Genomic DNA, 26,059 nt, shown 5'->3' on the forward strand with positions numbered 1-26,059 from the left:
AATAAATGCGCTGAATGAGTCTAGATTTAATCATAAGAAATATTTGGGTGTTACACCCGTTTTCAACCCGTGATTTGGGTTTTTGGCTAACAGGCCGTATTTTGCCGCGGAGCGGCACTTCATTTGCTTCCAGGGTGGAAACAGGGATATTCAGGAGAAAACGTGACAAAAATCCGCCAGTTATGTTTAGTCAGTGTGTTGCTGACAAGCGGGATTGCCAGCGCGGCGAATGTCCGTTTGCAGGTTGAGGGGTTATCCGGGGCGCTACAAAAAAACGTGCGTGCGCAGTTGTCGACCATCCAGAGTGATGAGGTGACGCCGGACCGGCGTTTTCGCGCGCGCGTGGATGACGCCATCCGTGAAGGGCTGAAAGCGCTGGGGTATTACGAACCCACCATTGATTTTGATCTCCGTCCGCCTCCAGAGAAGGGGCGCCAGGTCCTTATTGCCCGCGTTTCGCCGGGTGAACCGGTACTGATTGGCGGCACCAACGTCATTCTGCGCGGCGGGGCGCGTACAGACCGGGATTACCTTGACCTGCTCGGCACGCGGCCGAAAATCGGTACCGTGCTTAACCACGGTGACTACGATCATTTCAAAAAAGAGCTGACGAGCGTTGCCCTGCGTAAGGGCTATTTCGACAGCCAGTTCAACAAAAGCCAGCTGGGCATTGCGCTGGATCGACATCAGGCCTTCTGGGATATCGACTACGACAGCGGAGAACGCTACCGCTTTGGCGACGTGACGTTTGAAGGTTCGCAAATCCGTGAAGAGTACCTGCAAAACCTCGTGCCGTTCAAAAAGGGGGATTACTACCAGTCCAGGGACCTGGCGGAACTGAACCGTCGTCTTTCCGCTACCGGCTGGTTTAACTCCGTGGTTGTCGCACCGGAATTTGATAAGTCTCGCAAAACGAAGGTGTTGCCGCTGCATGGCGTTGTCTCGCCGCGCACCGAGAACACCATTGAGACCGGTGTTGGCTACTCGACAGACGTCGGCCCGCGCGTGAAGGCCACCTGGAAAAAGCCGTGGATGAACTCCTACGGCCACAGCCTGACTACCAGCGCGAGTATCTCAGCTCCGGAACAGCAGCTGGATTTCAGCTACAAAATGCCGCTGCTGAAAAACCCGCTTGAGCAGTACTACCTGGTTCAGGGGGGCTTTAAGCGCACCGACCTGAACGATACCGAATCCGATTCCACCACGCTTGCCGTATCGCGTTTCTGGGATCTCTCCAGCGGCTGGCAGCGCGCCATTAACCTGCGCTGGAGCTTCGACCACTTTACCCAGGCTAACGTCACCAACACTACCATGCTGCTCTATCCGGGCGTGATGATCAGCCGTACCCGCTCCCGCGGTGGTCTGATGCCAACGTGGGGGGATTCCCAGCGTTACTCCATTGATTACTCCAACACCATGTGGGGTTCTGATGTGGACTTCACCGTCGTGCAGGCGCAAAACGTCTGGATCCGCACGCTTTACGACAAACATCGCTTTGTGATGCGCGGCAATCTCGGCTGGATTGAAACGGGAGACTTCGAGCGCGTACCGCCGGATCTGCGCTTCTTCGCCGGGGGCGACCGCAGTATTCGCGGATATAAATACAAATCGATCTCGCCTGAAAATGACAAAGGCCAGCTGACCGGTGCCTCGAAACTGGCCACCGGCTCGCTGGAGTACCAGTATAACGTCAGCGGAAAATGGTGGGGGGCGATGTTTGTGGATGGCGGTGAAGCCGTAAACGACATCCGCCGCAGCGATTTCAAAACCGGCGCGGGCGTGGGCGTACGCTGGCAGTCACCGGTCGGGCCGATCAAGCTCGATTTCGCCGTTCCGGTGGGTGACAAAGACGAACATGGTTTACAGTTTTACATCGGTCTGGGGCCTGAATTATGAGTTTATGGAAGAAGATAAGCCTCGGGGTGCTGATTTTTATCGTGCTGTTGCTCGGGACGGTAGCGTTTCTGGTAGGGACCACCACCGGCCTGCATCTGCTGTTTAACGCTGCGAACCGCTGGGTGCCGGGGCTGGAGATTGGTCAGGTAACGGGCGGCTGGCGCGACCTGCGTCTGAAGAACATCCGCTATGAGCAACCGGGCGTGGCGGTGAACGCCGGGGAATTCCACCTGGCGGTCAAGCTGGGCTGCCTGCGGGACAGCAAACTCTGCGTCAACGATCTGTCGCTTAAAGACGTCAACGTAGCGATAGATTCAAAAAAAATGCCGAAGTCTGCGCCTGTCGAGGAAGAGGACAGCGGCCCGCTGAATCTCTCCACGCCGTACCCGATCGCGCTTTATCGGGTGGCGCTCGATAACGTTAATATCAAAATCGACGACACCACCGTGTCCGTGATGGATTTCACCTCCGGCCTGCGCTGGCAGGAGAAAAACCTCACCCTGACGCCCACGTCGCTGCAGGGTTTACTGATCGCGCTGCCGAAGGTGGCCGACGTGGCGCAGGAAGAGATCGTCGAGCCGAAGATTCAGAACCCGCAGCCGGAAGAGAAGCCGCTGGGCGAAACGCTGAAAGATCTTTTCTCGAAGCCCGTTCTGCCGGAAATGACCGACGTTCATCTGCCGCTGAACCTCAACATCGAGGAGTTCAAAGGCGAGCAGCTGCGCCTGACCGGCGATACCGATCTGACGGTCTACACAATGCTGCTGAAAGTCAGCAGCATTGACGGCAACATGAAGCTCGACGCGCTGGATATTGACACCAGCCAGGGCTCGGTGAATGCGTCAGGGAATGCGCTGCTGCGCGATAACTGGCCGGTGGATATCACGCTTAACAGTGCCCTCAACATCGATCCGCTGAAAGGCGAAAAGGTGAAGATCAAAGTGGGCGGGGCGCTACGCGATAAGCTGGATGTCGGGGTGAATCTCTCCGGCCCGGTGGACATGGTCCTGCGCGCGCAAACGCAGCTGGCGGAAGCCGGGCTGCCGCTCAATATTGAAATTGTCAGCAAGCAGCTTTACTGGCCGTTCACCGGCGAAAAGCAGTTCCAGGCCGATGACCTGAAGCTGAAGCTGAGCGGCAAGATGACCGACTACGCGCTCTCGTTCCGCACCGCGGTGAAGGGACAGGGCGTGCCGCCCGCGAATATCACGCTGGATGCGAAGGGCAACGAACAGCAGGTCAACCTCGACAAGCTGACCGTCGCGGCGCTGGAAGGCAAAACCGAGCTGACCGCGCTGCTCGACTGGCAGCAGGCGATCAGCTGGCGCGGCGAGCTGAAGCTGACGGGCATTAACACCGCCAAAGAGGTGCCGGACTGGCCGTCGAAACTGGATGGCCTGATCAAAACCCGCGGCAGCCTGTACGGCGGTACGTGGCAGATGGACGTGCCGGAAATCAAGCTCACCGGGAACGTGAAGCAGAACAAGGTTAACGTTGAAGGTTCGCTGAAAGGCAACAGCTATCTGCAGTGGGTTATCCCGGGGCTGCACGTGGCGCTGGGCCGCAACACGGCGGATATCAAAGGCGAGCTGGGGGTGAAAGATCTGAATCTGGACGCCACCATCGACGCGCCGAATCTGGACAACGCCCTGCCGGGTCTGGGTGGCACTGCGAAAGGTCTCGTGAAAGTGCGCGGAACCGTGGATGCGCCGCAGCTGCTGGCGGATATCACCGCCAATAACCTGCGCTGGCAGGAGCTGAGCGTTGCCCGCGTCCGCGTGGAAGGGGATGTGAAATCCACCGATCAGATCGGCGGTAACCTGAACCTGCGCGTGGAGCGCATTTCTCAGCCGGACGTGAACATCAGCCTGGTCACCCTGGACGCCAAAGGGAACGAGAAGCAGCACGACCTACAGCTGCGCGTACAGGGCGAGCCGGTCTCCGGTCAGCTTCACCTCACCGGCAGCTTCGACCGCAAAGCAGAACGCTGGAAAGGTCTGCTTGATAACACCCGTTTCAATACGCCGGTCGGGCCGCTGGTGCTCTCGCGCGCTATTGCCCTGGACTACCGCAATGCCGAGCAGAAGATCAGCATTGGGCCACACTGCTGGACCAACCCGAATGCGGAGCTGTGCGTGCCGCAGACCATCGATGCGGGCGCGGAAGGGCGTGCGCAGATCAACCTCAACCGCTTCGATCTGGCGATGCTGAAGCCATTTATGCCGGACACGACTCAGGCCAGCGGCGTCTTTAGCGGAAAAGCCGATGTGGCCTGGGACACCACCAAAGAGGGGCTGCCGCAGGGCAGCGTCACGCTGTCCGGGCGTAACGTGAAGGTGACGCAGGAGGTCAATAACGCGTCGCTGCCGGTGGCGTTCGACACCCTGAACCTGAGTGCCGATCTGCATAACAATCGCGCACAGCTGGGGTGGACAATCCGCCTCACAAACAACGGCCAGCTGGACGGGCAGGTCCAGATTACCGATCCGCAGGGGCGGCGTAATCTGGGCGGCAACGTCAACATCCGTAACTTCAACCTGGCGATGGTGAACCCGATTTTCGCGCGCGGGGAAAAAGCCGAGGGGATGCTGAACGCTAACCTGCGCCTGGCCGGCAACGCGCAAAGCCCGCAGCTGTTCGGTCAGATGCGGCTCAGCGGCGTGGATATCGACGGCAACTTCATGCCGTTTGACATGCAGCCCAGCCAGATCGCGATGAACTTCAACGGCATGAGCTCGACGCTGAGCGGCTCGGTATTGACGCAGCAGGGGCAAATCAACCTCAGCGGCGACGCGGACTGGAGCCAGCTCGATAACTGGCGCGCCCGTATCGCCGCGAAGGGCAGTAAGGTGCGTATCACTGTACCGCCGATGGTGCGCCTGGACGTTTCGCCTGATGTGGTCTTTGAAGCCACGCCAAGCCTCTTCACGCTTGACGGACGCGTCGACGTGCCGTGGGCGCGCATCGTGGTTCACGACGTGCCGGAAAGCGCGGTCGGCGTTTCAAGTGATGAAGTGATGCTCAATGAAAATCTGAAACCTGTCGAGCAGAAGAGCGCGGGCATACCGATTAACAGTAACCTCATCGTGCACGTGGGGAATAACGTGCGGTTGAATGCGTTTGGGCTGAAGGCGAGGCTCACGGGCGACCTGAAAGTGGCGCAGGATAAACAAGGGCTTGGCCTGAACGGGCAGATCAATATTCCTGAAGGGCGTTTCCACGCCTATGGTCAGGACCTCATCGTCCGTAAAGGCGAGCTGCTTTTCTCCGGTCCACCGGATCAGCCTCTGCTGAACATCGAAGCGATTCGTAACCCGGAAGCGACGGAAAACAACGTTATTGCTGGCGTACGCGTCACCGGCTCCGCCGACGAGCCGAAGGCGGAGATCTTCTCTGACCCGGCGATGCCGCAGCAGGAAGCCCTCTCTTACCTGCTGCGTGGACAAGGTCTGGACAGCGGTCAGAGCGACAGTGCGGCGATGACCTCGATGTTAGTGGGTCTGGGGGTTGCACAAAGTGGGCAGGTTGTGGGTAAAATCGGCGAGACGTTCGGCGTAAGCAATCTGGCGCTGGACACCCAGGGCGTGGGTGACTCCTCGCAGGTGGTGGTCAGCGGGTATGTACTGCCGGGTCTGCAGGTAAAATATGGTGTGGGGATCTTTGACTCACTGGCAACTCTCACGTTACGCTATCGCCTGATGCCTAAGCTATATCTGGAAGCAGTGTCCGGCGTAGACCAGGCACTTGATCTGCTCTATCAGTTTGAGTTTTAGCAATGCGAATATTTGTCTACGGCAGTTTACGAACCAAGCAAGGCAACAGTCACTGGATGACCAATGCCTTGCTGCTGGGGAATTACAATATCGAGAACTACCAGTTGTACAGCCTGGGCCACTATCCAGGCGCGGTTCCGGGCGAAGGAACAGTACAGGGTGAAGTCTATCGTATTGATAACGCGACGCTTGCCGAACTTGATGCCTTGCGCACCAGGGGCGGTGAATACGCACGCCAGTTGATCCAGACGCCGTACGGAAGCGCGTGGATGTATGTCTACCAGCGTCCGGTCGAAGGGTTAACGCGGATTGTAAGCGGTAACTGGTTAGACAGAGACCAGTACTGAAAAAAACAACGCCACCGTGAGGTGGCGTTGTTTTTTTACGCTTTCAATTCTCTTCTGTATCCCTGCGTCGGGTTAAAAACAGAGGAACGAACAGCATGATGTATGGGGCAATAAGCCATAAAAAACACAAGGCGCGTGAACGGCCATAGTAGTTTATGCACCGCGTATTGCTTGATATGACGGGCAGGAAAAACAGTAAAAACAGCAGAATCGCATAATCGCTTCGATAAGGGATCCATAAGTAAAACAAAAACCAGGCAAGCTGGAATGTCAGGATGCAGAGATACTGCCATTTGCTGTCTTTGCCGTAACAGTCAAACGCCTTTATGTAGCCCATCTTTATGCTTTGAAGAAAGAAACTTAGCATGTATAACGCTCACGATCGCGACGGTCAGGAGTTTATGTGTTTTTTAAAGGCACAAAAAAGCCCCGACTCGCGGGGCTTTTTTTGATCGGCAGTAAGAATTACTTCTTAGCAGCGCGTTCGAAAGAGGCGATGATTTCTGCTTTCGCCGCTTCTGCGTTGTCCCAGCCGTCAACTTTAACCCACTTGCCTTTTTCGAGGTCTTTGTAGTGCTCGAAGAAGTGAGTGATCTGCGCTTTCAGCAGCTCTGGCAGGTCGTTCACATCTTTGATGTGATCGTATTCTTTGCTCAGCTTGGTGTGCGGTACCGCAACCAGCTTCGCATCTTCACCGGATTCGTCGGTCATTTTCAGCACGCCAACTGGACGGCAGCGAATGACGGAGCCTGGCTCCAGTGGGTATGGCGTTGGGACCAGCACGTCAACCGGGTCACCGTCCAGAGACAGGGTGTGGTTGATGTAACCGTAGTTGCACGGATAGAACATCGCGGTAGACATGAAACGGTCTACGAACAGGGCGCCGCTCTCTTTGTCCACTTCGTATTTGATCGGATCTGCGTTAGCCGGGATTTCGATAACTACGTAGATGTCTTCTGGCAGTTCTTTACCCGCTGGGACGTTGAGTAAGCTCATGTCGGTGTCCTTTAAAATGGATGGTAAACAAGTGGCAGGTATTATAGCCAACTCGCGCTGAATGTCTCCGCCTGTTTTCGCTTTCTCTCCCCGCTTTCTCCACTTTTCAGACCGATTCCATGACAGAAAAATCCATAAACTCAGCCACATTTTTCATGGTGAAATGAAAGCGATTACAAACTTGTGATTAACGTTTTATTCACTTTTCTGAAGTGTGATGTAACGCAATTCGTTACATATTTCATGGGCTATAGTCATTTCGCAGAACATCTTTTAACCAACAATAAACACCCCTACGAGGACGCTCATATGTGGAAGCGCTTACTTCTTGTCACAGCAGTTTCGGCAGCCATGTCGTCTATGGCGATGGCCGCTCCCTTAACCGTAGGTTTTTCGCAGGTCGGCTCTGAATCTGGCTGGCGAGCGGCAGAAACCAACGTTGCGAAAAGCGAGGCTCAGAAACGCGGCATTACCCTGAAAATCGCCGATGGTCAGCAAAAACAAGAGAATCAGATCAAAGCCGTGCGCTCCTTTATCGCCCAGGGCGTGGATGCCATCTTTATTGCACCCGTCGTGGCGACCGGCTGGGAACCCGTCCTGAAGGAAGCGAAAGACGCTGAGATCCCGGTCTTCCTGCTCGACCGTTCCATCGACGTCAAAGACAAATCCCTCTATATGACCACCGTGACCGCCAATAACGTGCTTGAAGGGCAATTGATTGGCGACTGGCTGGTGAAACAGGTCGACGGCAAGCCGTGTAACGTCGTTGAACTGCAGGGCACCGTCGGCGCGAGCGTGGCCATCGACCGTAAAAAAGGCTTTGCTGAGGCCATTGCTAAAGCGCCAAACATCAAGATTATCCGCTCTCAGTCCGGCGACTTTACGCGCAGTAAAGGTAAAGAGGTCATGGAGAGCTTTATTAAGGCTGAAAACAACGGCAAGAACATCTGCATGGTTTACGCCCACAACGATGACATGGTGATCGGTGCGATTCAGGCGATTAAAGAAGCGGGCCTGAAGCCGGGCAAAGATATTCTCACCGGTTCTATCGACGGCGTGCCGGACATCTACAAAGCGATGATCGACGGCGAAGCCAACGCCAGCGTGGAGCTGACGCCAAACATGGCGGGCCCGGCATTCGACGCGCTGGAGAAATTCAAGAAAGACGGCACGATGCCTGAGAAGGTGACGGTCACCAAGTCCACGCTCTACCTGCCTGACACGGCGAAAGAAGAGTTAGAGAAGAAGAAAAATATGGGCTACTGATCCTGTGAAATTGCCGGGTGGCGCTGCGCTTACCCGGCCTACGAGAACGTGCCGGGGACGTAAATATGAAAACTGAACAACACCAGGAAATCCTCCGCACAGAGGGCTTAAGCAAATTCTTCCCCGGCGTAAAGGCGCTGGATAACGTTGATTTCAGCCTGCGGCGCGGTGAGATCATGGCGCTGCTGGGCGAGAACGGCGCGGGAAAATCGACGCTGATTAAATCCCTCACCGGCGTTTATCACGCCGATCGCGGCACCATCTGGCTGGAAGGCAACGCCATTTCGCCAAAAAATACCGCCCATGCCCAGCAGCTGGGGATCGGGACTGTGTACCAGGAAGTGAACCTGCTGCCGAATATGTCGGTGGCGGATAACCTGTTTATTGGCCGTGAGCCACGCCGTTTTGGCCTGCTGCGCCGCAAAGAGATGGAGGCGAGGGCGACAAAGCTGATGGAATCGTACGGCTTCTCCCTCGACGTCCGCGAGCCGCTGAACCGCTTTTCCGTGGCGATGCAGCAGATCGTCGCCATCTGTCGCGCGATCGATCTCTCTGCAAAAGTGCTGATCCTCGACGAACCCACCGCCAGCCTCGATACCCAGGAAGTGGAGATGCTCTTTACCCTGATGCGCCAGCTGCGCGATCAGGGTGTCAGCCTGATCTTCGTTACCCACTTCCTCGATCAGGTATATGAGGTAAGCGATCGCATCACGGTGCTGCGCAACGGCAGCTTTGTCGGCTGCCGCGAAACCCGCGAGCTGCCGCAGATCGAACTGGTGAAAATGATGCTGGGGCGCGAGCTGGAAACCAACGCCCTTCAGCGCGCAGGGCGTACGCTGCTGAGCGAGAAACCGGTCGCCGCGTTCAGCGATTACGGCAAGAAAGGCGTGATCTCGCCGTTTAACCTTGAGGTACGGCCAGGCGAAATTGTCGGGCTGGCGGGCCTGTTAGGCTCCGGACGAACCGAAACCGCCGAGGTGATCTTCGGGATCAAACCGGCGGACAGCGGCAGCGCGCTGATCAAGGGTAAACCGCAAACCCTGCGATCGCCGCATCAGGCCTCCTGTCTCGGCGTCGGCTTCTGCCCGGAGGATCGGAAAACGGACGGTATTATTGCTGCGGCCTCGGTGCGGGAAAATATCATCCTGGCGCTGCAGGCCCAGCGCGGCTGGCTGCGTCCGATCCCCCGTAAAGAGCAGAACGCCATCGCCGAGCGCTTTATCCGTCAGTTGGGTATTCGTACCCCGAGCGCGGAACAGCCGATCGAGTTCCTCTCCGGCGGTAACCAGCAGAAGGTGCTGCTGTCACGCTGGCTGCTGACCAAACCCCAATTCCTGATCCTCGACGAACCGACCCGCGGCATTGACGTGGGGGCGCACGCCGAAATTATCCGGCTTATCGAAACTCTGTGCGCGGACGGTCTGGCGCTGCTGGTTATTTCGTCCGAGCTGGAGGAGCTGGTGGGCTATGCCGATCGCGTCATCATCATGCGCGATCGCAAACAGGTGGCAGAGATCCCGCTGGATAAGCTGTCCGTTCCGGCGATCATGAATGCCATCGCGGCATAAGGAGTAAATCGTGATGCCCCGTTCGCTTTCGCAAACCGGTGAGACAAAGCGCCGCTTCAGCTGGCCGACCGGCACGCCGCAAATCGCAGCGCTGCTGGTGGTTCTGCTGGTTGATAGCCTGGTCGCGCCGCATTTCTTCCAGATTATCGTGCAGGATGGGCGCTTGTTTGGCAGCCCGATTGACATTCTAAACCGTGCCGCGCCCGTGGCGCTGCTGGCCATCGGGATGACGCTGGTCATCGCCACCGGCGGGATTGACCTCTCCGTCGGCGCGGTGATGGCTATCGCCGGGGCCACGGCAGCCTCCATGACCGTGTCCGGACACAGCCTGCCGGTGGTCCTGCTTGCAGCCTTAGGCACCGGCGTGCTGGCCGGATTATGGAACGGCATTCTGGTGGCGGTGCTGAAAATTCAGCCCTTTGTCGCCACCCTTATCTTAATGGTGGCCGGGCGCGGCGTGGCGCAGCTGATTACCTCCGGACAGATTGTCACCTTTAACTCCCCGAGCCTGGCGTGGCTCGGAAGCGGCAACCTTCTGTTCTTCCCGACGCCGGTGATTATTGCCCTGGCCACGCTCGTTGTCTTCTGGCTTTTCACCCGCAAAACGGCGCTGGGCATGTTCATTGAAGCCGTCGGGATCAACATCCGCGCCGCGCGTAACGCCGGGGTCAACACCCGGCTGATGGTGATGCTGACCTACGTGCTGAGCGGCGTCTGCGCCGCCATCGCCGGGGTCATCGTCGCGGCGGATATTCGCGGGGCCGACGCCAACAACGCGGGGCTCTGGCTGGAGCTGGACGCAATCCTCGCGGTGGTGATCGGCGGCGGGTCGCTGATGGGCGGGCGCTTTAACCTGCTGCTTTCGGTGATTGGCGCGCTGATCATTCAGGGCATGAACACCGGGATCCTGCTCTCGGGGTTTCAGCCGGAACTCAACCAGGTGGTGAAAGCGGTGGTCGTGCTCTGCGTGCTGATCGTCCAGTCGCCGCGCTTTGTCAGCATCATTAAGGGGATCCGTGGCCATGATAAAACGTAATTTACCGTTGATGATCACGCTGGGCGTGTTTGTGCTGGGGTATCTCTACTGCCTCACCCAATTCCCGGGTTTTGCCTCGACGCGCGTGATTTGCAATATCCTGACCGATAACGCCTTTTTAGGCATCATCGCCGTCGGAATGACCTTTGTGATCCTCTCCGGCGGGATCGATCTCTCCGTTGGCTCGGTGATCGCGTTCACGGGCGTGTTCCTCGCGAAGGCGATCGGCTTCTGGGGGATCTCTCCGCTGGTGGCGTTTCCGCTGGTGCTGGCGATGGGCTGCGCGTTTGGCGCCTTTATGGGGCTGCTTATCGACGCGTTAAAAATCCCGGCGTTTATCATTACCCTCGCGGGAATGTTTTTCCTCCGTGGGGTGAGCTACCTGGTGTCGGAAGAGTCGATTCCGATTAACCATCCGGTGTACGACACGCTCTCCAGCCTGGCGTGGAAAATTCCCGGCGGCGGCCGCCTGAGCGCGATGGGGCTGCTGATGCTGGGCGTGGTGGTAATTGGCATCTTCCTCGCCCATCGTACCCGGTTTGGCAATCAGGTGTACGCCATCGGCGGTAACGCTACGTCGGCAAACCTGATGGGGATCTCCACCCGCAGCACCACCATCCGCATCTATATGCTCTCGACCGGCCTGGCGACGCTGGCGGGTATCGTCTTCTCGGTGTATACCCAGGCGGGCTATGCCCTTGCAGGCGTGGGCGTTGAGCTGGATGCGATAGCTTCTGTGGTCATCGGCGGCACGCTGCTCAGCGGCGGGGTCGGTACGGTGCTGGGGACGCTGTTCGGCGTGGCTATCCAGGGGCTAATACAAACCTATATCAACTTTGACGGCACGCTCAGCTCCTGGTGGACGAAGATCGCCATCGGCATTCTGCTGTTTATTTTTATTGCACTGCAGCGTGGGCTGACGGTGCTCTGGGAGAACCGTCAAAGCTCGCCTGTTACCCGCGTAAACACATCGGTAACAGAGCGATAACACGCTGAATTTGCTTAAAGTCTAAACATTTTCCGGTAGCGGCCGATACTCTTTTTTTATGCCCAGAAATATCTCGCTACCGGAAATAATATCATGCTGAAAACGCTATCGATTCGTACCGGCTTGCTCTCTTTACTGGCCGTTATGACCCTTCTGCTGCTGATTGTCAGCGGCATTGGCATTTATGCCCTCACACAGAGTTCTTCTTCACTGCAGCGCATTAATCACCTTCAGGGTGAGCAGATGGTGCAGCTTAATTCAGGCTATACGCTGATCCTGCGCGCGCGCAATGAGGCGGGCCAGGCCGTCCGCATGATGGAAATCGGCATGCTGGACGATGCGGCCAACGCGGTAAAAAACATCAATCAGGAAGTTGCCCTGGCTCAGAAAACGCTGAAAGGCGTGATCGACGGCGGCGTGGCTGACGAGCAGGGGCAACAGCTGCTCGATAAAGTGGCGGCCAGCCTGGCGACGTATAGCCAGCAGGGGATCAACCCGATGCTGAAAACCCTGAATGACCAGAGCGCGGACGAGTATTACGATCTGCTGGAGAAGACGCTGATTCCGGTGGCGAAGCAGTTTGATAACGATATGCAGGCGTTTCAGAAATGGAGCGAAGCGCGTGGTCAGGCGGAAGTGAGTGCCGTGCAGGCGAGTAAAACCCGCGTACTGATCCTGATTATCGTCGCCGCGCTGCTGACGGCGGGCATTATCGTGCTCGCGTGGCTGGTGCTGCGCCATATGCTGCTCAAGCCGCTCTCGGCATCGATCGCTCAGCTGGAGAACGTGGCAGCGGGAGATTTAACCCATACGCTGAATGCGCCCGCGAGCCAGGAGTTTAACCGCCTCAACGCGGTGATAGAGCAGATGCGACAGTCGCTGATGAGCTCGGTTATGCGAGTACGCGATGCCAGCTCGCAAATTGACACCGGCAGCCGCGAGCTGACCCTGGGAAACCGCGATCTTGCCGAGCGTACGGAATCCACCGCCACGTCGCTGGAGCAGACGGCGGCCAGCATGGAACAGATCACCGCGACGGTGAAGCTCAACGCCGATAACGCCGAGCAGGCGCACCAGCTGGCGAAGTCGGTGTCCGACACGGCCGATCACGGCAGCGAAATGGTCTGCTACGTGATTGAAAAAATGCGCGATATCTCGGGCAGCTCGGCGCGCATCGCCGACATCCTGAGCGTGATCGACGGTATTGCCTTCCAGACCAATATTCTGGCGCTTAACGCCTCCGTGGAAGCGGCGCGCGCGGGCGAGCAGGGGCGCGGGTTTGCCGTCGTCGCGGGCGAAGTGCGAAACCTTGCCAGCCGCAGCGCCGACGCGGCGAAAGAGATCCGATCGCTTATCAGCGATTCGCAGACCCACGTTAACGAGGGCAGCGAGCTGGCCCAGCAGGCCGGCGAAACGATGGACGAGATCGCAACCGAAGTGCTGCGCATGACGAAACTGATGCGCGAAATTGCGACCGCGTCCCAGGAGCAGAGCCGCGGTATTGAGCAGGTAAATATTGCGGTGAATCAGATGGACGAAACCGCGCAGCAGAATGCGGCGCTTGTGCAGCAATCCTCCGCCGCGACCCGCTCCCTTGAAGAGCAGTCGCGTCAGCTGATGGAAGCCATGTCATCATTCAAAGTGACGACTCAGGCCGCTGCATAATATTACTCAGCCCCGGTACGTTCTGTGCCGGGGTTTTATTTTTTTCGGAATTAACTGCCGCAATATTATCGTGAATTTCACCCACTAATATTTCCAGCGAACGGGTTAAGGCTAACGCTTTTTCCGTCGGTTCAAGATATAAACCTTTGCGGAAAAATAACGGTTCATCAAAGAGTTGATTAAAACGCTTTAAGGCCAGGCTCACCGCCGGACGTGACATCTCCAGACGCAAAGAGGCTTTTGCCATGCTGCCGCAGCGGACGATTTCAATAAATACAGGGATAAGATTTAAATCAATGCCGGTATTAGCACGGGAATAATTATTCATTGCGATTCTGCTCCACGAAATATCTGTCAAACTGTTATGGAAATAATGCAGGAGCAGTGGTGAATATTAAAGCATGTTTTTTATAAACACTTATACGGTAAAATATATAAATGACCAGGAGAGCCAGAACGGCTCCCCTGTAGAGAGGCATTACGCGTCCGGGTACTCACGGATAAAACGTTCAACGTCTTCAACCATGTGGTTGTTGCCGACGAAGAATGAACGGCGCTGGTGAAGGCTTTCCGGCACAATATCCAGAATACGCTCTTTACCGTCGCTCGCCTTGCCGCCCGCCTGTTCGGCGAGGAACGCCATCGGGTTGCACTCGTACAGCAGGCGCAGCTTCCCGTCCGGGTGGCTGGCGGTGCTTGGGTAGAGGTAGATACCGCCTTTCAGCAGGTTACGGTGGAAATCCGCGACCAGAGAGCCAATATAGCGGGACGTGTACGGGCGCTGGGTCGCTTTATCTTCTTCCTGGCAGAATTTAATGTACTTCTTCACGCCGTTCGGGAAGCGGATGTAGTTGCCTTCGTTGATGGAGTAGGTATTGCCCTTCTCCGGGAAGCGCATGCGTTCCTGGCTCAGGCAGAAAACGCCGAGTGAAGGATCGTACGTAAAGGCGTGAACCCCGCAGCCGGTGGTGTACACCAGCATGGTGGAGGAGCCATAAACGACGTAACCGGCAGCAACCTGGTTAATGCCCGGCTGCAGGAAATCTTCTTCGGTCACCGGCGTGCCAACTGGCGTGACGCGGCGGTAGATGGAGAAAATGGTACCGACAGAAACGTTAACGTCGATGTTTGAGGAACCGTCGAGCGGATCCATCAGAACAACGTATTTAGCGTGTTCACACCCTTCGAAAACAACAATTTCATCTTCTTCTTCGGAGGCGATACCCGCAACGATGTCGCGCGCGCGCAGTGCAGCTTTCAATTTTTCATTTGCGAACAGATCGAGCTTCTGTTGAACCTCGCCCTGAACGTTCTCGGCACCGCTGGCACCCAGGATATCGACCAGACCGGCCTTGTTGATATCGCGGTGGATGATCTTAGCGCCCAGCTTTATTGCCGACAGCAAAGCAGTGAGTTCACCGGTAGCATGAGAGAACTCGTGCTGCTTTTCGACAATAAATTCACCTAACGTTTTCATAACACTTTCCCTGCATCTTTGTGAGTAGAGCGATTGTATGTTCACTAAAACGACTAAAGCCCAACAATCTTAACAAACATTCAAATATTAGCGCAGAGGTGAATCGCGCCAGCAACATACGGATTTACCTGAAATGCGTTTCACAGCCGCTAACATGTGAGTAAAATGTGCGCCACATTGAAGAAGGATAGTGACGTATGCGCATTCATATATTGGGGATTTGTGGCACTTTCATGGGCGGACTGGCAATGCTGGCGCGCTCACTGGGCCATGAAGTAACAGGTTCGGACGCCAATGTGTATCCGCCGATGAGCACGCTTCTGGAGAAGCAGGGCATCTCGCTGATTCAGGGCTACGAGGCCAGCCAGCTGGATCCTGAACCGGATCTGGTGATCATTGGCAACGCCATGACCCGTGGTAACCCATGCGTTGAAGCGGTGCTGGAACGCAATATTCCGTTTATGTCTGGCCCACAGTGGCTGCATGATTTTGTGCTGCGCGACCGCTGGGTGGTTGCCGTTGCCGGTACCCACGGCAAAACCACCACCGCCGGAATGGCGACCTGGATCCTCGAAGCCTGCGGCTATAAGCCTGGCTTTGTCATTGGCGGCGTTCCGGGCAACTTCGACGTTTCTGCCCGTCTGGGTGACAGCCCGTTCTTTGTGATCGAAGCCGACGAATACGACTGTGCATTCTTCGACAAGCGTTCCAAGTTTGTGCATTACTGCCCGCGCACGCTGATCCTCAACAACCTGGAGTTCGATCATGCGGATATCTTTGACGACCTGAAAGCGATCCAGAAACAGTTCCACCACCTGGTGCGCATTGTTCCGGGCCAGGGGCGCATCATCCTGCCGGAGAACGACATCAACCTGAAGCAGACGATGGCGATGGGCTGCTGGAGCGAGCAGGAGCAGGTGGGCGAGCAGGGCCACTGGCAGGCGAAGAAACTCAACGCCGATGCCTCCGAGTGGGAAGTGCTGCTCGACGGTGAAAAAGTGGGTGAGGTGAAGTGGGGCCTGGTGGGCGAGCACAACATGCACAACGGCCTGATGGCTATTGCTGCGGCGCGTCACGTGGGCGTTTTGCCTGCGGATGCGGCCAATGCGCTGGGCTCGTTTATCAACGCCCGTCGCCGTCTGGAACTGCGCGGTGAAGCCCACGGCGTTACCGTATATGACGATTTCGCGCACCACCCAACGGCCATTCTGGCAACGCTTGCCGCCCTGCGCGGCAAGGTCGGCGGAACAGCCCGCATCCTGGCCGTGCTGGAACCGCGCTCGAACACCATGAAGATGGGCATCTGCAAAGATGACCTCGCGCCGTCGTTAGGACGTGCCGATGAGGTCTTCCTGCTGCAGCCGCAGCATATTCCTTGGCAGGTGGCCGAAGTGGCCGATGCCTGCATTCAGCCCGCGCACTGGAGCGCGGATGTGGATGCGCTCGCGGATATGGTGGTGAAAGCCGCTCAGCCTGGCGACCACATTCTGGTGATGAGCAACGGCGGTTTTGGTGGGATCCATCAGAAGCTGCTGGACGGTCTGGCGAAGAAAGCGGACGTGGCCGCGGAGTAAAAAAAGCCCGGTGACGCTTGCGCTTACCGGGCCTACGTTCTTTCCTCCCTCGCCCTTCCGGGGAGAGGGGAACGGATTACTCGTCGTTCTCAGACAGCTCGCGCAGATACTGGAAAATCAGGCGCGCGGACTTCGGCGGCTTATTCCCTTCTTTCTCTTTCTTCGCGTTGCGGATCAAGGAACGCAGCTGCTGGCGGTCGGCATCCGGCCACAGGTTCAGCACTTCCGGTACGGCATCATCACCCTGTTCAATCAGACGATCGCGGATCTGCTCCAGCTTGTGGAAAAACGCAACCTGCTGGTTGTGGCGGTTTTTCAGCTTGTCCAGCGCCTGGCGGATCGGATCGACGTCGCGCTGACGCAGCATTTTCCCGATAAGCTGAAGCTGGCGACGACGGCCTTCTTTTTTGATTTTCTGTGCCAGTTCAATGGCATCACGCAGATCCTGGTCGAGCGGGATCTTATCCAGCGCGTTTTTACCCAGTTCTACCATTTCCGCGCCAAGCTGTTTTAACTCTTCGGCGTCACGTTTAATTTCACTTTTACTGACCCAGATGATCTCATCATCTTCGTCTTCGATGTCATCACCGGGAACGTCGTCGAGCCAGTCTTCGGGCTGCTTAGTCATGTCAGGCTCCTTAAAAAAAGAGGCTAATGTTACCAGTTAAGACGCGCACTGAAAAACGGTTCTCTGTTAGACTTCAGTTAACTCTCTCTTACAGTATGGCATTTGCGATGAAAGTAACCTCACAAGTTGAAGCGCAGCGTAAGATTCTGGAAGAAGCCGTCTCCACCGCGCTGATGCTTGCTTCAGAAAAATCAGATGGCGCCGAAGTGGCGGTCAGCAAAACCACCGGCATTAGCGTGAGCACCCGCTATGGTGAAGTGGAGAATGTAGAATTCAACAGCGATGGCGCGCTTGGGATCACGGTGTATCACCAGAATCGCAAAGGCAGCGCGTCATCCACCGATCTCAGCCCGGATGCCATTGCCCGTACGGTGCAGGCGGCGCTGGATATCGCCCGTTATACCTCTCCGGATCCTTACGCAGGCGTGGCGGATAAAGACCTGCTGGCGTTTGACGCACCGGACCTCGATCTTTTCCACCCGGCGGAGGTTTCCCCGGACGAAGCCATTGAACTGGCCGCGCGCGCCGAGCAGGCTTCCCTGCAGGCCGACAAGCGCATCACCAATACCGAAGGCGGCAGCTTCAACAGCCATTACGGGATCAAAGTCTTCGGCAACAGCCACGGCATGCTGCAGGGCTACTGCTCCACCCGTCATTCGCTCTCCAGCTGCGTGATTGCCGAAGAGAACGGCGACATGGAGCGTGACTACGCCTACACCATTGGGCGCGCGCTGGGGGACTTGCAGTCTCCTGAATGGGTGGGTAAAGAGTGTGCCGAACGCACGCTGTCTCGCCTGTCGCCGCGTAAGCTCTCCACCATGAAGGCCCCGGTCATTTTTGCCAACGAAGTGGCGACCGGCCTGTTTGGACATCTGGTGGGCGCTATCGCGGGGGGCTCCGTTTACCGTAAATCGACCTTCCTGCTCGACTCGCTGGGCAAGCAGATCCTGCCGGAATGGCTCACCATCGAAGAGCATCCGCACCTGCTGAAAGGGCTGGCCTCCACGCCGTTCGACAGCGAAGGCGTGCGCACCGAGCGTCGTGACATCGTTAAAGACGGTATTCTGACCCAGTGGCTGCTGACCAACTACTCCGCGCGCAAGCTGGGGCTGAAAAGCACCGGACACGCTGGCGGCATCCACAACTGGCGCATTGCCGGACAGGGCCTGAACTTTGAGCAGATGCTGAAAGAGATGGGCACCGGTCTGGTGGTCACCGAGCTGATGGGCCAGGGCGTAAGCGGCATCACCGGAGACTACTCGCGCGGCGCGGCGGGCTTCTGGGTGGAAAACGGCGAAATCCAGTATCCGGTGAGCGAAATTACTATCGCTGGCAACCTGAAGGACATGTGGCGCAATATCGTTACGGTCGGTAACGATATTGAAACACGCAGCAATATACAGTGTGGTTCTGTACTTCTGCCGGAAATGAAAATCGCCGGTCAGTAATACCCGTAAAGGCGTTTTAATAATAAAAAAGGAAGTGAGCAATGCGTAAACATCTGTTAGCGATCGTCGCGGCTTCAACGCTGGTTCTTGGCTCTTCTGCGTTTGCTGCCGATCTTGAAGACGACATGGGCATCCTCGGTCAAAACCTGAAGGTGGTGCAGAAAACGGACAATGCGGCTGAAATGAAAGACGCGCTGACCAAAATGCGTGAAGCGGCGCTGGACGCGCAAAAAGCGACGCCTCCGAAGCTGGAAAGCAAAGCGGCAGACAGCGCAGAGATGAAAGACTACCGCCACGGCTTTGACGTGCTGGTCGGCCAGATCGACGGCGCGCTGAAGCTGGCTAACGAAGGCAAAGTGAAGGAAGCCCAGGCGGCGGCCGAGCAGTTTGTGACGACCCGTAACACGTATCACAAGAAATACCGTTAACCGATCGCGCATCTGACAAACAACCAGCGGGGGCCAGTGGCCCCCGTTTTTTTTGCGCGGTAATAAGTAAACCCTATCGCCATCACATTTTTGCGTCACCATGCCTGAACGTTTCGTTTCCCCGGCGCGCGTTTTGCCGCTGGAATACGTGATATTCATCACGCAAATACCGTGATTAATTCAGATTCACCGCATTTATGTGGCACAGATCACTGCTGCGGCTCGCCTTTCCACTTCGAAGTGGAAAACAACTCGCTACAAACAATTCCCCCCCAACGTTAGTTTTATTCCAGAGCCATTAACGGGGTAAGACCAGTGATTAACGGAGCGGTAATGAACGACGTTGGGGAACAGGCGGAGCAAACAGAACAGCTCGCGAACACCATGCTGCAGCAGGTTTATGCCCTGCTGGCCCGGAACAACATCATCCCCAATGCGGTACAGGAGCAGATGCTCACCTCCCACGTGCGCGCAATGGCGCACCGGTCCGTGACCGGCGAGCCGCTGCCGGAGGTTGAAGCAGAGCTGTTTGACGAAATTTCACCGGATTCAATGCGGCTCGCCCGTGAAGTGGTCGCGCAGTTTGGCAATCTTCCTGATGAAGAGGCCTGGCTGCTCTCCGTTCACTTTGAAGTCGCGAAAGACAACGTTTAAGGAGCAACACATGGAACAGATTACAGTCGTGATTGGCGATCGCCTGGGTAAAGGTCAGAAAGTGGCTGCCGGTGTGGAAAAAGCAGGTGGACGCGCGGTGGTCGTGCCGGGCATGGCGGCGGATATGAAGCTGGGCGACGTGATGAAAGCGGAAAATGCCACCTTCGGCATCTCCTTCTGCGGCAGCGGCGGCGCGGGCGCTATCACCGCCCAGACCAAATATGGCTACAAGGCCAAATACGGCATGCGTTCGGTGGAAGAGGGCGTGACCGCCATCAACGAAGGCTGCAACGTGCTGGGCTTCGGCTTTATGGATAAAGAAGAGCTGGGCGAGCGTCTGGTGCAGGCGTGGCAGAAGAAATACGGCGCATAAGCATGAAAGAACAGTTCACAACCACGGTGAGAGTAAAGGGAAAAGGCGACGCCAAAGCGCGCGCCTTTGCCGACGCGCTCAACCACGTTCAGGCCGCGGTGATGAAAGCCTCACCGCATATCTTACTGCGTATTGAGCCACAGGATGTGCAGGTCGTTCAGGCGCAAGAAGCGGTGCGAAAAGAAGCGTTTCTGTTCTTCTTTCTGCGCCGGGAAAGACGCACCTACAGCGTGGAGCTGGATGTGACCGTCAACGTGACCGCTATCAATCTTGACCAGGTGGATTTCGTCACGCAACGCTGATTATTCATAAAAGGGCAGACTGATGTTCTTAATTATATTAATAAAATCGCTCATCATTGGCGGCCTGGTTGGCGTCGGTGTCGGAGCCGGGGCTGCACGCATGTTTCATGCGCCTACCACTCAGGGTATGGGCGCGTTTCGTACGTTGGGGGAACTGAACTCCTGTGAAGGGGATCCGGCGTCCCACTTCTCCTTTGGGTTAGGTTTCTTCTTTAACGCTTGGGCCTCTTCCGTGGCCGCAGGTGCCTTCACACAGGACGTTGACCACCGCATCATCCCGAACTGGGGTGCTGCTGCACTGATGATCAAAAACCGTAACGTCGGCGAAACGCTGCACGACCCGCGCAAAATGGCGATTGCCTGCGGGGTGATTGGCATGCTCGTCGTCACCTTCCTGAACCTGACCGCCTCCTCCGTTCCGGCAGCGCTCCAGGTCACCGCGGTGAAGGTGCTGGTACCGGCGGCAAACCTGCTGGTAAACACCGTGATGCCGGTAATCTTCTGGCTGGCGGCCATCGACGCGGGTAAAAAATCGGGCTTCTGGGCCACCATCTTTGGCGGCGCGGCGCAGCTGATTATGGGGAACGCCGTACCGGGGCTGGTGCTGGGGATCCTGATCGGGAAAGGCGTCGAAGAGAGCGGCTGGAACCACGTCACCAAAGTGATGATGGCGGCGATCGTCCTGCTCTTCGTGCTGAGCGGCTTCTTCCGCGGCTTCGACATGAAGATGATCGAATCCTTCCATCTGACCGTGCCGAACTGGCTCGACATGATCCACAACTCGCTCAGCGGTAAATAACAGGAGCCTCTAAATGGAACAGAATAAAGGTTTTTGGTATGCCGACTGGTCGTTCCCGATCTTCGTTGGCCTGCTCTCCTCCGGCGTTTTCGCCGGGACGCACATGTACTACCTCTACGGCATCGGCGCGTTTAACGAAGTGGCCTTCGTAGCGATGCTGAAAGCGGGGATCGATACCGGCGTTTACGGCGCGGTGGCGGCGTTCGGCGCGAGCTTCCTGTTCGCCCGCATTATCGAAGGGTCGCTGGTGGGTATTCTCGACATCGGCGGCGCGATCCAGACCGGCGTGGGCCTCGGCGTTCCGGCGCTGCTGCTGGGCGCGGGCATCATGTTCCCGGTGACCAACTTCATTGCCGCGCTGATTACCGGTCTGGTGATTGGCCTGGCGATCGGCTACGTCATCATCCTGGCGCGTAAGTTCACCATTAACCAGAGCAACTCCACCTACGGTGCAGACGTGATGATGGGCGCGGGTAACGCCTCCGGCCGCTTCCTCGGGCCGTTGATTATCCTCAGCGCCATGACCGCCTCCATTCCTATCGGCGTCGGTTCCCTGCTGGGTGCGCTGGTGTTCTACATCTGGCAGAAGCCGATCACCGGTGGCGCCATTCTCGGCGCAATGCTGTTGGGCTGGCTGTTCCCGGTCGCCCTTTAATACCCGCGGGCGCTCAGGCGCCCGCCTTATCAGGAGATCCTCATGTTTGATTTACTCCTGCGCCGTGCGCGCCTTGCCGACGATACCCTGACCGATATCGCCATTCAGGACGGGAAGATCGCGGCGCTGGGCGACATTGACGCCCCCGCGCATAAAACGGTTGAGCTGAACGGCGACGTGTTCGTCAGCGCAGGCTGGATTGACTCCCACGTTCACTGCTACCCGAACTCCCCGATTTACCACGACGAGCCGGACAGCGTGGGTATTGCCACCGGCGTCACTTCCGTGGTGGACGCGGGCAGTACCGGTGCCGACGACGTGGACGATTTCTACGAAATCACCCGTAAAGCCTCCACCGAGGTGTTTGCCCTGCTGAACATCTCCCGCGTGGGGCTGATTGCCCAAAACGAACTGGCCAACATGGCGAATATTGACGCCGACGCGGTGAAGCAGGCGGTGAAGCGCCACCCTGATTTTATCGTCGGCCTGAAGGCGCGCATGAGCAGCAGCGTGGTCGGTGAAAACGGCATTACGCCGCTGGAGCGGGCGAAAGCCATTCAGAAAGAGAACGGCGACCTGCCGCTGATGGTGCACATCGGCAACAACCCGCCGAACCTCGACGAAATTGCCGAGCTGCTGAGCTCCGGCGATATCATCACCCACTGCTATAACGGCAAACCCAACCGCATTCTGACGCCCTCCGGCGAGCTGCGCGCCTCCATCACCTCCGCCCTGAAGCGCGGCGTGCGTCTGGACGTCGGCCACGGTACGGCGAGCTTCAGCTTTGAGGTGGCGAAACGCGCCATCGCGATGGGCATTCTGCCGCACACCATCAGCTCGGATATCTACTGCCGCAACCGCATTAACGGCCCGGTGGGCTCGCTGGCAAGCGTGATGTCGAAATTCCTCGCCATCGGCATGTCTTTGCCGCAGGTGATTGACTGCGTGACCGCCAACGCCGCCGACGGCCTGCGCCTTGCGCGCAAGGGCCGCATCCAGCCGGGTCTCGACGCGGATTTAACGCTGTTCACGATTAAACGCCAGCCGACGGTGCTGACGGATGCCGAAAACGACAGCCTGCAGGCTGAACACATTCTGGTGCCGCTTGCCGCGATCCGCGCGGGCAAGGGCTACATGACCGAACAAGGGAGCACGGAACATGCCTTCGATTTATGAGAAGTACAACTTAAAGCAGGTGATCAACACCTCTGGCCGCATGACGGCGCTCGGTGTCTCCACCCCGCGCCCGGAAGTGGTGCAGGCGGCGATGGACGGCATGAATCACTATTTCGAGATGAAGGATCTGGTCAACAAAACCGGGGAATACATCGCGAAGCTGCTGGATGTTGAAGGCGCGACGGTGGTCTCCTGCGCGTCGGCGGGTATAGCCCAGTCCGTGGCGGCGGTGCTGGTGAAAGACAGCGACTGGCTGCTGGAAAACCTGCACGTGACCCCGATTGAGAACAACGAAATCGTCCTGCCGAAAGGCCACAACGTGAACTTTGGCGCGCCGGTGGGCACCATGGTGGCGCTGGGCGGCGGCAAGCTGGTGGAAGCGGGCTACGCCAACGAATGCTCCGCCGATCAGCTGGCGGCGGCGATCGGCCCGCGCACAGCGGCGATCCTCTACATCAAATCTCACCACTGCGTGCAGAAAAGCATGCTCAGCGTCGAGCAGGCGGCAGTCGTCGCGCGCAAGCACGATCTCCCGCTGATCGTTGATGCGGCGGCGGAAGAAGATTTGCACGCGTATTACCGGTCCGGTGCCGATCTGGTGATCTACAGCGGCGCGAAGGCGATCGAAGGGCCAACCAGCGGGCTGGTGATCGGCAAAACCCAGTACGTTGAGTGGGTGAAGCGCCAGACGGCGGGCATTGGCCGCGCGATGAAGGTGGGTAAAGAGGGGATCCTCGGCCTGACCTGCGCCATCGAACATTATCTGACGGCAACCAAAGAGAGCGGGGCCGAGATGGTGGCGAAGATGACGCCGTTTATCGAGGCGCTCAACACCCTGAACGGCGTGACCGCGCGCGTGATCTGGGACAGCGCCGGACGCGATATTGCCCGCACCGAGATTAAGTTCGACGAAGCCACCACCGGCGTCGGCACGGGCGATCTGGTGGCGAAGCTCAAGCAGGGCGAATACGCCATTTACTTCCGTGGCTACAAGGCCAACGAAGGGATTATCGAGGCGGACGTGCGCAGCGTGAATGCTGACCAGCTGAACATCGTCTACCGCCGCATTAGCGAAGTATTAGGACAGGAGAAAAAAGCATGAAACTGACCCCCAACTTTTACCGTGACCGCGTCTGCCTGAACGTGCTGGCAGGATCGAAAGCCAACGCCAGCGCCATTTACGAGGCGGCGGAAGGTCACGTGCTGGTGGGCGTGCTCTCCAAAAATTACCCGGACGTGGCGAGCGCCGTTGCCGATATGCGTGAATATGCCGCGCTGATTGATAACGCGCTCTCCGTGGGCCTGGGTGCGGGCGACCCGAACCAGTCGGCAATGGTGAGCGAGATCTCCCGTCACGTGCAGCCACAGCACGTCAACCAGGTGTTCACCGGCGTGGCCACCAGCCGCGCGCTGCTGGGGCAGAATGAATCGGTGGTCAACGGTCTGGTCTCTCCGACCGGCACCGTGGGGATGGTTAAAATCTCCACCGGCCCGCTGAGCAGCGCAGCGCCGGACGGCATTGTACCGGTTGAAACCGCGATTGCCCTGCTGAAGGATTTCGGCGGCAGCTCCATCAAATACTTCCCGATGGGCGGCCTGAAGTGCCGTGACGAGTACAAAGCGGTGGCGGAAGCCTGCGCCCGTCACGACTTCTGGCTGGAGCCGACCGGAGGTATCGATCTGGAAAACTATGAGGAGATCCTGCAGATCGCCCTCGACGCGGGCGTGAGTAAAATCATCCCGCATATCTACAGCTCGATTATCGACAATGCCAGCGGCGATACGCGCCCGGAAGACGTGCGTACGCTGCTGGACATGACGAAGAAGCTGGTGAAGTAGAACAAAACCTTACCGCACACCTGAAGGAGCCACCATGCACACCCGTACCCTGCTTGTCGCTTCACTCTCATTGTTCGCCACCGCCGCTATCGCCCAGCCGCAGTACGCCTGGGTGGGCACCTACAACCCCAACGGTGAAGGGCTGTACCGCTTCACCGTTGACCCGCAAAGCGGCGCGCTGGCGAATAAAACGCTGGTGAGCAGGCTGCCGAACGCCGCGCAGCTGGCCGTCTCACGCGATGGCAAAACGCTCTATCTGGCAAGCGAAGTGGAGCAGGGCGTGGTGCAGGCGCTGCGGGTGGGGGATAACGGCGCGCTGAGCGAGCTGAATCAGGTCGCCTCCGGCGGCGCGGGACCGGTTTACCTGTCGCTGACGCCGAACGGTCAGCATCTGCTGGTGGCGAACTACGTCAGCGGATCTATCGCAGTGCTGCCCGTTAAGGCAGACGGCAGCTTGGGTGAGGCTACGGACACTCATCAGGATCAAGGCGAGCCGGGCGCGGCGAAGCCGGAAGCTGCCGTCGAGGGCAGTTTCGCGATCAGCGATCATAACGGCCCCCACGCGCACATGATCGCCGCCGATCCGAGCGGGAAATACGTATTTTCCACCGATCTGGGGCTGGATCGCCTCTACCAGTACCGTTTTGACGATCGAACAGGAAAGCTGACGCCGAACGATCCGCCGTTTATCAGCGCCTCCTCAAAAGGCGCCGGGCCGCGCCACTTTGTCTTTACGCCGAAGGGCAATGCCCTGTGGCTGATTAACGAAGAGGCGTCTACGCTCACCTATTATACCGTGAACGCCAACGGTACCCTGAAAGAGGGCAAAACGCTTTCAGCCCTGCCGGAAGGTTACAAAGGCACCAGCTTTGCTGCCGGGGTCGCATTAAGCGCCGACGGTAAACAGCTGTATGTGGCTAACCGTTTGCATAACAGCATTGGGCACTTTACCGTAACAGCGGAGGGTACGCTGATGCATCAGGACGACGTGTGGACGCGCGGCGACTACCCGCGCACCCTGACGCTCGATAAGCAGGGACGCTGGCTGTACGTCATGAACCAGCGCAGCGACAACATTACCCGTTTCCGCGTGGCGCAGGACGGAAAATTGAGCTTCGAGCCGGACTATACCCCGGTCGGCAGCCCATCCCAGATGGTCATTTCACCTTAA

Annotated in this window: 24 protein-coding genes; 20 read left to right on the plus strand and 4 right to left on the minus strand. The window is 57.6% G+C overall.

Features of this window, described 5'->3' with window-relative positions; translation table 11 throughout:
* Positions 1 to 162 precede the first annotated feature (162 nt).
* The 3 genes from tamA to F0320_RS02175 are packed head-to-tail and all read left to right on the plus strand — an operon-like array spanning position 163 to position 6,016.
* Positions 163 to 1,896, plus strand: a complete 1,734-nt coding sequence (tamA, locus tag F0320_RS02165; protein WP_047652080.1) for an autotransporter assembly complex protein TamA — start codon at positions 163 to 165, stop codon at positions 1,894 to 1,896.
* Entirely contained in the window at positions 1,893 to 5,669 is a 3,777-nt protein-coding gene (tamB, locus tag F0320_RS02170; RefSeq protein WP_126328953.1) for an autotransporter assembly complex protein TamB, read from the plus strand. Before tamA ends, tamB begins: the two co-directional genes overlap by 4 nt.
* Positions 5,670 to 5,671: 2 nt before the next feature.
* Positions 5,672 to 6,016, plus strand: coding sequence for a gamma-glutamylcyclotransferase family protein (locus F0320_RS02175; RefSeq protein WP_014830431.1), 345 nt, complete (start codon positions 5,672 to 5,674; stop codon positions 6,014 to 6,016).
* Between the two features lie 465 nt (positions 6,017 to 6,481).
* Here the strand turns inward: F0320_RS02175 and ppa are convergent, their stop codons facing one another.
* Entirely contained in the window at positions 6,482 to 7,012 is a 531-nt protein-coding gene (gene ppa, locus F0320_RS02180; protein ID WP_010427397.1) for an inorganic diphosphatase, read from the minus strand.
* A 309-nt stretch (positions 7,013 to 7,321) separates the two neighbouring features.
* Between ppa and ytfQ the strand changes: the two genes are divergently transcribed.
* The 5 genes from ytfQ (at position 7,322) to F0320_RS02205 (ending at position 13,535) form a co-directional block, all read left to right on the plus strand.
* Positions 7,322 to 8,278 carry a galactofuranose ABC transporter substrate-binding protein YtfQ gene (gene ytfQ, locus F0320_RS02185; protein WP_014882271.1) on the plus strand — a complete coding sequence of 319 codons (957 nt, stop codon included), beginning with the start codon at positions 7,322 to 7,324 and terminating at the stop codon, positions 8,276 to 8,278.
* A gap of 65 nt (positions 8,279 to 8,343) precedes the next feature.
* Complete coding sequence (gene ytfR, locus F0320_RS02190; protein ID WP_047652084.1) at positions 8,344 to 9,846, plus strand: galactofuranose ABC transporter, ATP-binding protein YtfR; 1,503 nt, start codon at positions 8,344 to 8,346, stop codon at positions 9,844 to 9,846.
* Positions 9,847 to 9,856: 10 nt separating this feature from the next.
* Entirely contained in the window at positions 9,857 to 10,882 is a 1,026-nt protein-coding gene (gene ytfT / locus F0320_RS02195) for a galactofuranose ABC transporter, ATP-binding protein YtfT (RefSeq protein ID WP_185807247.1), read from the plus strand.
* The gene (yjfF, locus tag F0320_RS02200) at positions 10,869 to 11,870 is read left to right on the plus strand and encodes a galactofuranose ABC transporter, permease protein YjfF (protein WP_023293434.1); all 1,002 of its coding nucleotides are present in this window, start codon (positions 10,869 to 10,871) and stop codon (positions 11,868 to 11,870) included. The genes ytfT and yjfF overlap by 14 nt, the downstream gene beginning before the upstream one ends.
* A gap of 93 nt (positions 11,871 to 11,963) precedes the next feature.
* Positions 11,964 to 13,535: a methyl-accepting chemotaxis protein gene (locus F0320_RS02205; RefSeq protein ID WP_126328951.1), complete on the plus strand. Its 1,572-nt coding sequence runs from the start codon at positions 11,964 to 11,966 to the stop codon at positions 13,533 to 13,535.
* On the opposite strand, the gene F0320_RS02210 is transcribed toward F0320_RS02205, so the two are convergent.
* Together F0320_RS02210 and fbp are read right to left on the minus strand one after the other, a co-directional pair.
* A complete protein-coding gene (locus F0320_RS02210; RefSeq protein ID WP_126328950.1) occupies positions 13,507 to 13,863 on the minus strand; it encodes a helix-turn-helix domain-containing protein in 357 nt (118 codons plus the stop codon). The genes F0320_RS02205 and F0320_RS02210 overlap by 29 nt on opposite strands.
* Positions 13,864 to 14,013: 150 nt before the next feature.
* Positions 14,014 to 15,012 carry a class 1 fructose-bisphosphatase gene (gene fbp / locus F0320_RS02215; RefSeq protein ID WP_023310178.1) on the minus strand — a complete coding sequence of 333 codons (999 nt, stop codon included), beginning with the start codon at positions 15,010 to 15,012 and terminating at the stop codon, positions 14,014 to 14,016.
* 197 nt (positions 15,013 to 15,209) lie between these two features.
* Here fbp and mpl point away from each other — a divergent pair, with 197 nt between their 5' ends.
* The gene (mpl, locus tag F0320_RS02220) at positions 15,210 to 16,586 is read left to right on the plus strand and encodes a UDP-N-acetylmuramate:L-alanyl-gamma-D-glutamyl-meso-diaminopimelate ligase (protein WP_126328949.1); all 1,377 of its coding nucleotides are present in this window, start codon (positions 15,210 to 15,212) and stop codon (positions 16,584 to 16,586) included.
* 76 nt (positions 16,587 to 16,662) lie between these two features.
* Here the strand turns inward: mpl and yjgA are convergent, their stop codons facing one another.
* Positions 16,663 to 17,214 (minus strand): ribosome biogenesis factor YjgA, encoded by a 552-nt coding sequence (gene yjgA / locus F0320_RS02225; protein WP_042713463.1) that lies wholly within the window; start codon positions 17,212 to 17,214, stop codon positions 16,663 to 16,665.
* Between the two features lie 95 nt (positions 17,215 to 17,309).
* On the opposite strand from yjgA, the gene pmbA reads away from it, so the two are divergent.
* From pmbA to F0320_RS02280, 11 genes are all read left to right on the plus strand, one after another.
* Entirely contained in the window at positions 17,310 to 18,662 is a 1,353-nt protein-coding gene (gene pmbA, locus F0320_RS02230; protein WP_047652092.1) for a metalloprotease PmbA, read from the plus strand.
* Positions 18,663 to 18,703: 41 nt separating this feature from the next.
* Positions 18,704 to 19,090: a cytochrome b562 gene (cybC, locus tag F0320_RS02235; RefSeq protein ID WP_008501412.1), complete on the plus strand. Its 387-nt coding sequence runs from the start codon at positions 18,704 to 18,706 to the stop codon at positions 19,088 to 19,090.
* Positions 19,091 to 19,405: 315 nt separating this feature from the next.
* Entirely contained in the window at positions 19,406 to 19,744 is a 339-nt protein-coding gene (locus F0320_RS02240; protein WP_126328948.1) for a glycine dehydrogenase, read from the plus strand.
* A gap of 10 nt (positions 19,745 to 19,754) precedes the next feature.
* Positions 19,755 to 20,117: an SFCGS family glycine-rich protein gene (locus tag F0320_RS02245; RefSeq protein ID WP_023293430.1), complete on the plus strand. Its 363-nt coding sequence runs from the start codon at positions 19,755 to 19,757 to the stop codon at positions 20,115 to 20,117.
* A 2-nt stretch (positions 20,118 to 20,119) separates the two neighbouring features.
* Positions 20,120 to 20,419 (plus strand): DUF4312 family protein, encoded by a 300-nt coding sequence (locus tag F0320_RS02250; RefSeq protein ID WP_006810338.1) that lies wholly within the window; start codon positions 20,120 to 20,122, stop codon positions 20,417 to 20,419.
* 22 nt (positions 20,420 to 20,441) lie between these two features.
* Positions 20,442 to 21,218, plus strand: a complete 777-nt coding sequence (locus tag F0320_RS02255; RefSeq protein ID WP_023310182.1) for a DUF4311 domain-containing protein — start codon at positions 20,442 to 20,444, stop codon at positions 21,216 to 21,218.
* Positions 21,219 to 21,231: 13 nt separating this feature from the next.
* A complete protein-coding gene (locus F0320_RS02260; protein WP_023310183.1) occupies positions 21,232 to 21,873 on the plus strand; it encodes a DUF4310 family protein in 642 nt (213 codons plus the stop codon).
* A gap of 42 nt (positions 21,874 to 21,915) precedes the next feature.
* A complete protein-coding gene (locus F0320_RS02265) occupies positions 21,916 to 23,049 on the plus strand; it encodes an amidohydrolase/deacetylase family metallohydrolase (protein WP_047652093.1) in 1,134 nt (377 codons plus the stop codon).
* The gene (locus F0320_RS02270) at positions 23,033 to 24,151 is read left to right on the plus strand and encodes a DgaE family pyridoxal phosphate-dependent ammonia lyase (protein WP_126328947.1); all 1,119 of its coding nucleotides are present in this window, start codon (positions 23,033 to 23,035) and stop codon (positions 24,149 to 24,151) included. The genes F0320_RS02265 and F0320_RS02270 overlap by 17 nt, the downstream gene beginning before the upstream one ends.
* On the plus strand, positions 24,148 to 24,888 hold the full coding sequence (gene dagF / locus F0320_RS02275) for a 2-dehydro-3-deoxy-phosphogluconate aldolase (RefSeq protein ID WP_126328946.1): 741 nt from the start codon (positions 24,148 to 24,150) through the stop codon (positions 24,886 to 24,888). Before F0320_RS02270 ends, dagF begins: the two co-directional genes overlap by 4 nt.
* Positions 24,889 to 24,922: 34 nt before the next feature.
* Positions 24,923 to 26,059, plus strand: coding sequence for a lactonase family protein (locus F0320_RS02280; protein ID WP_126328945.1), 1,137 nt, complete (start codon positions 24,923 to 24,925; stop codon positions 26,057 to 26,059).

This window comes from Enterobacter dykesii, assembly GCF_008364625.2.
GTDB classification, from domain to species: Bacteria; Pseudomonadota; Gammaproteobacteria; order Enterobacterales; family Enterobacteriaceae; genus Enterobacter; species Enterobacter dykesii.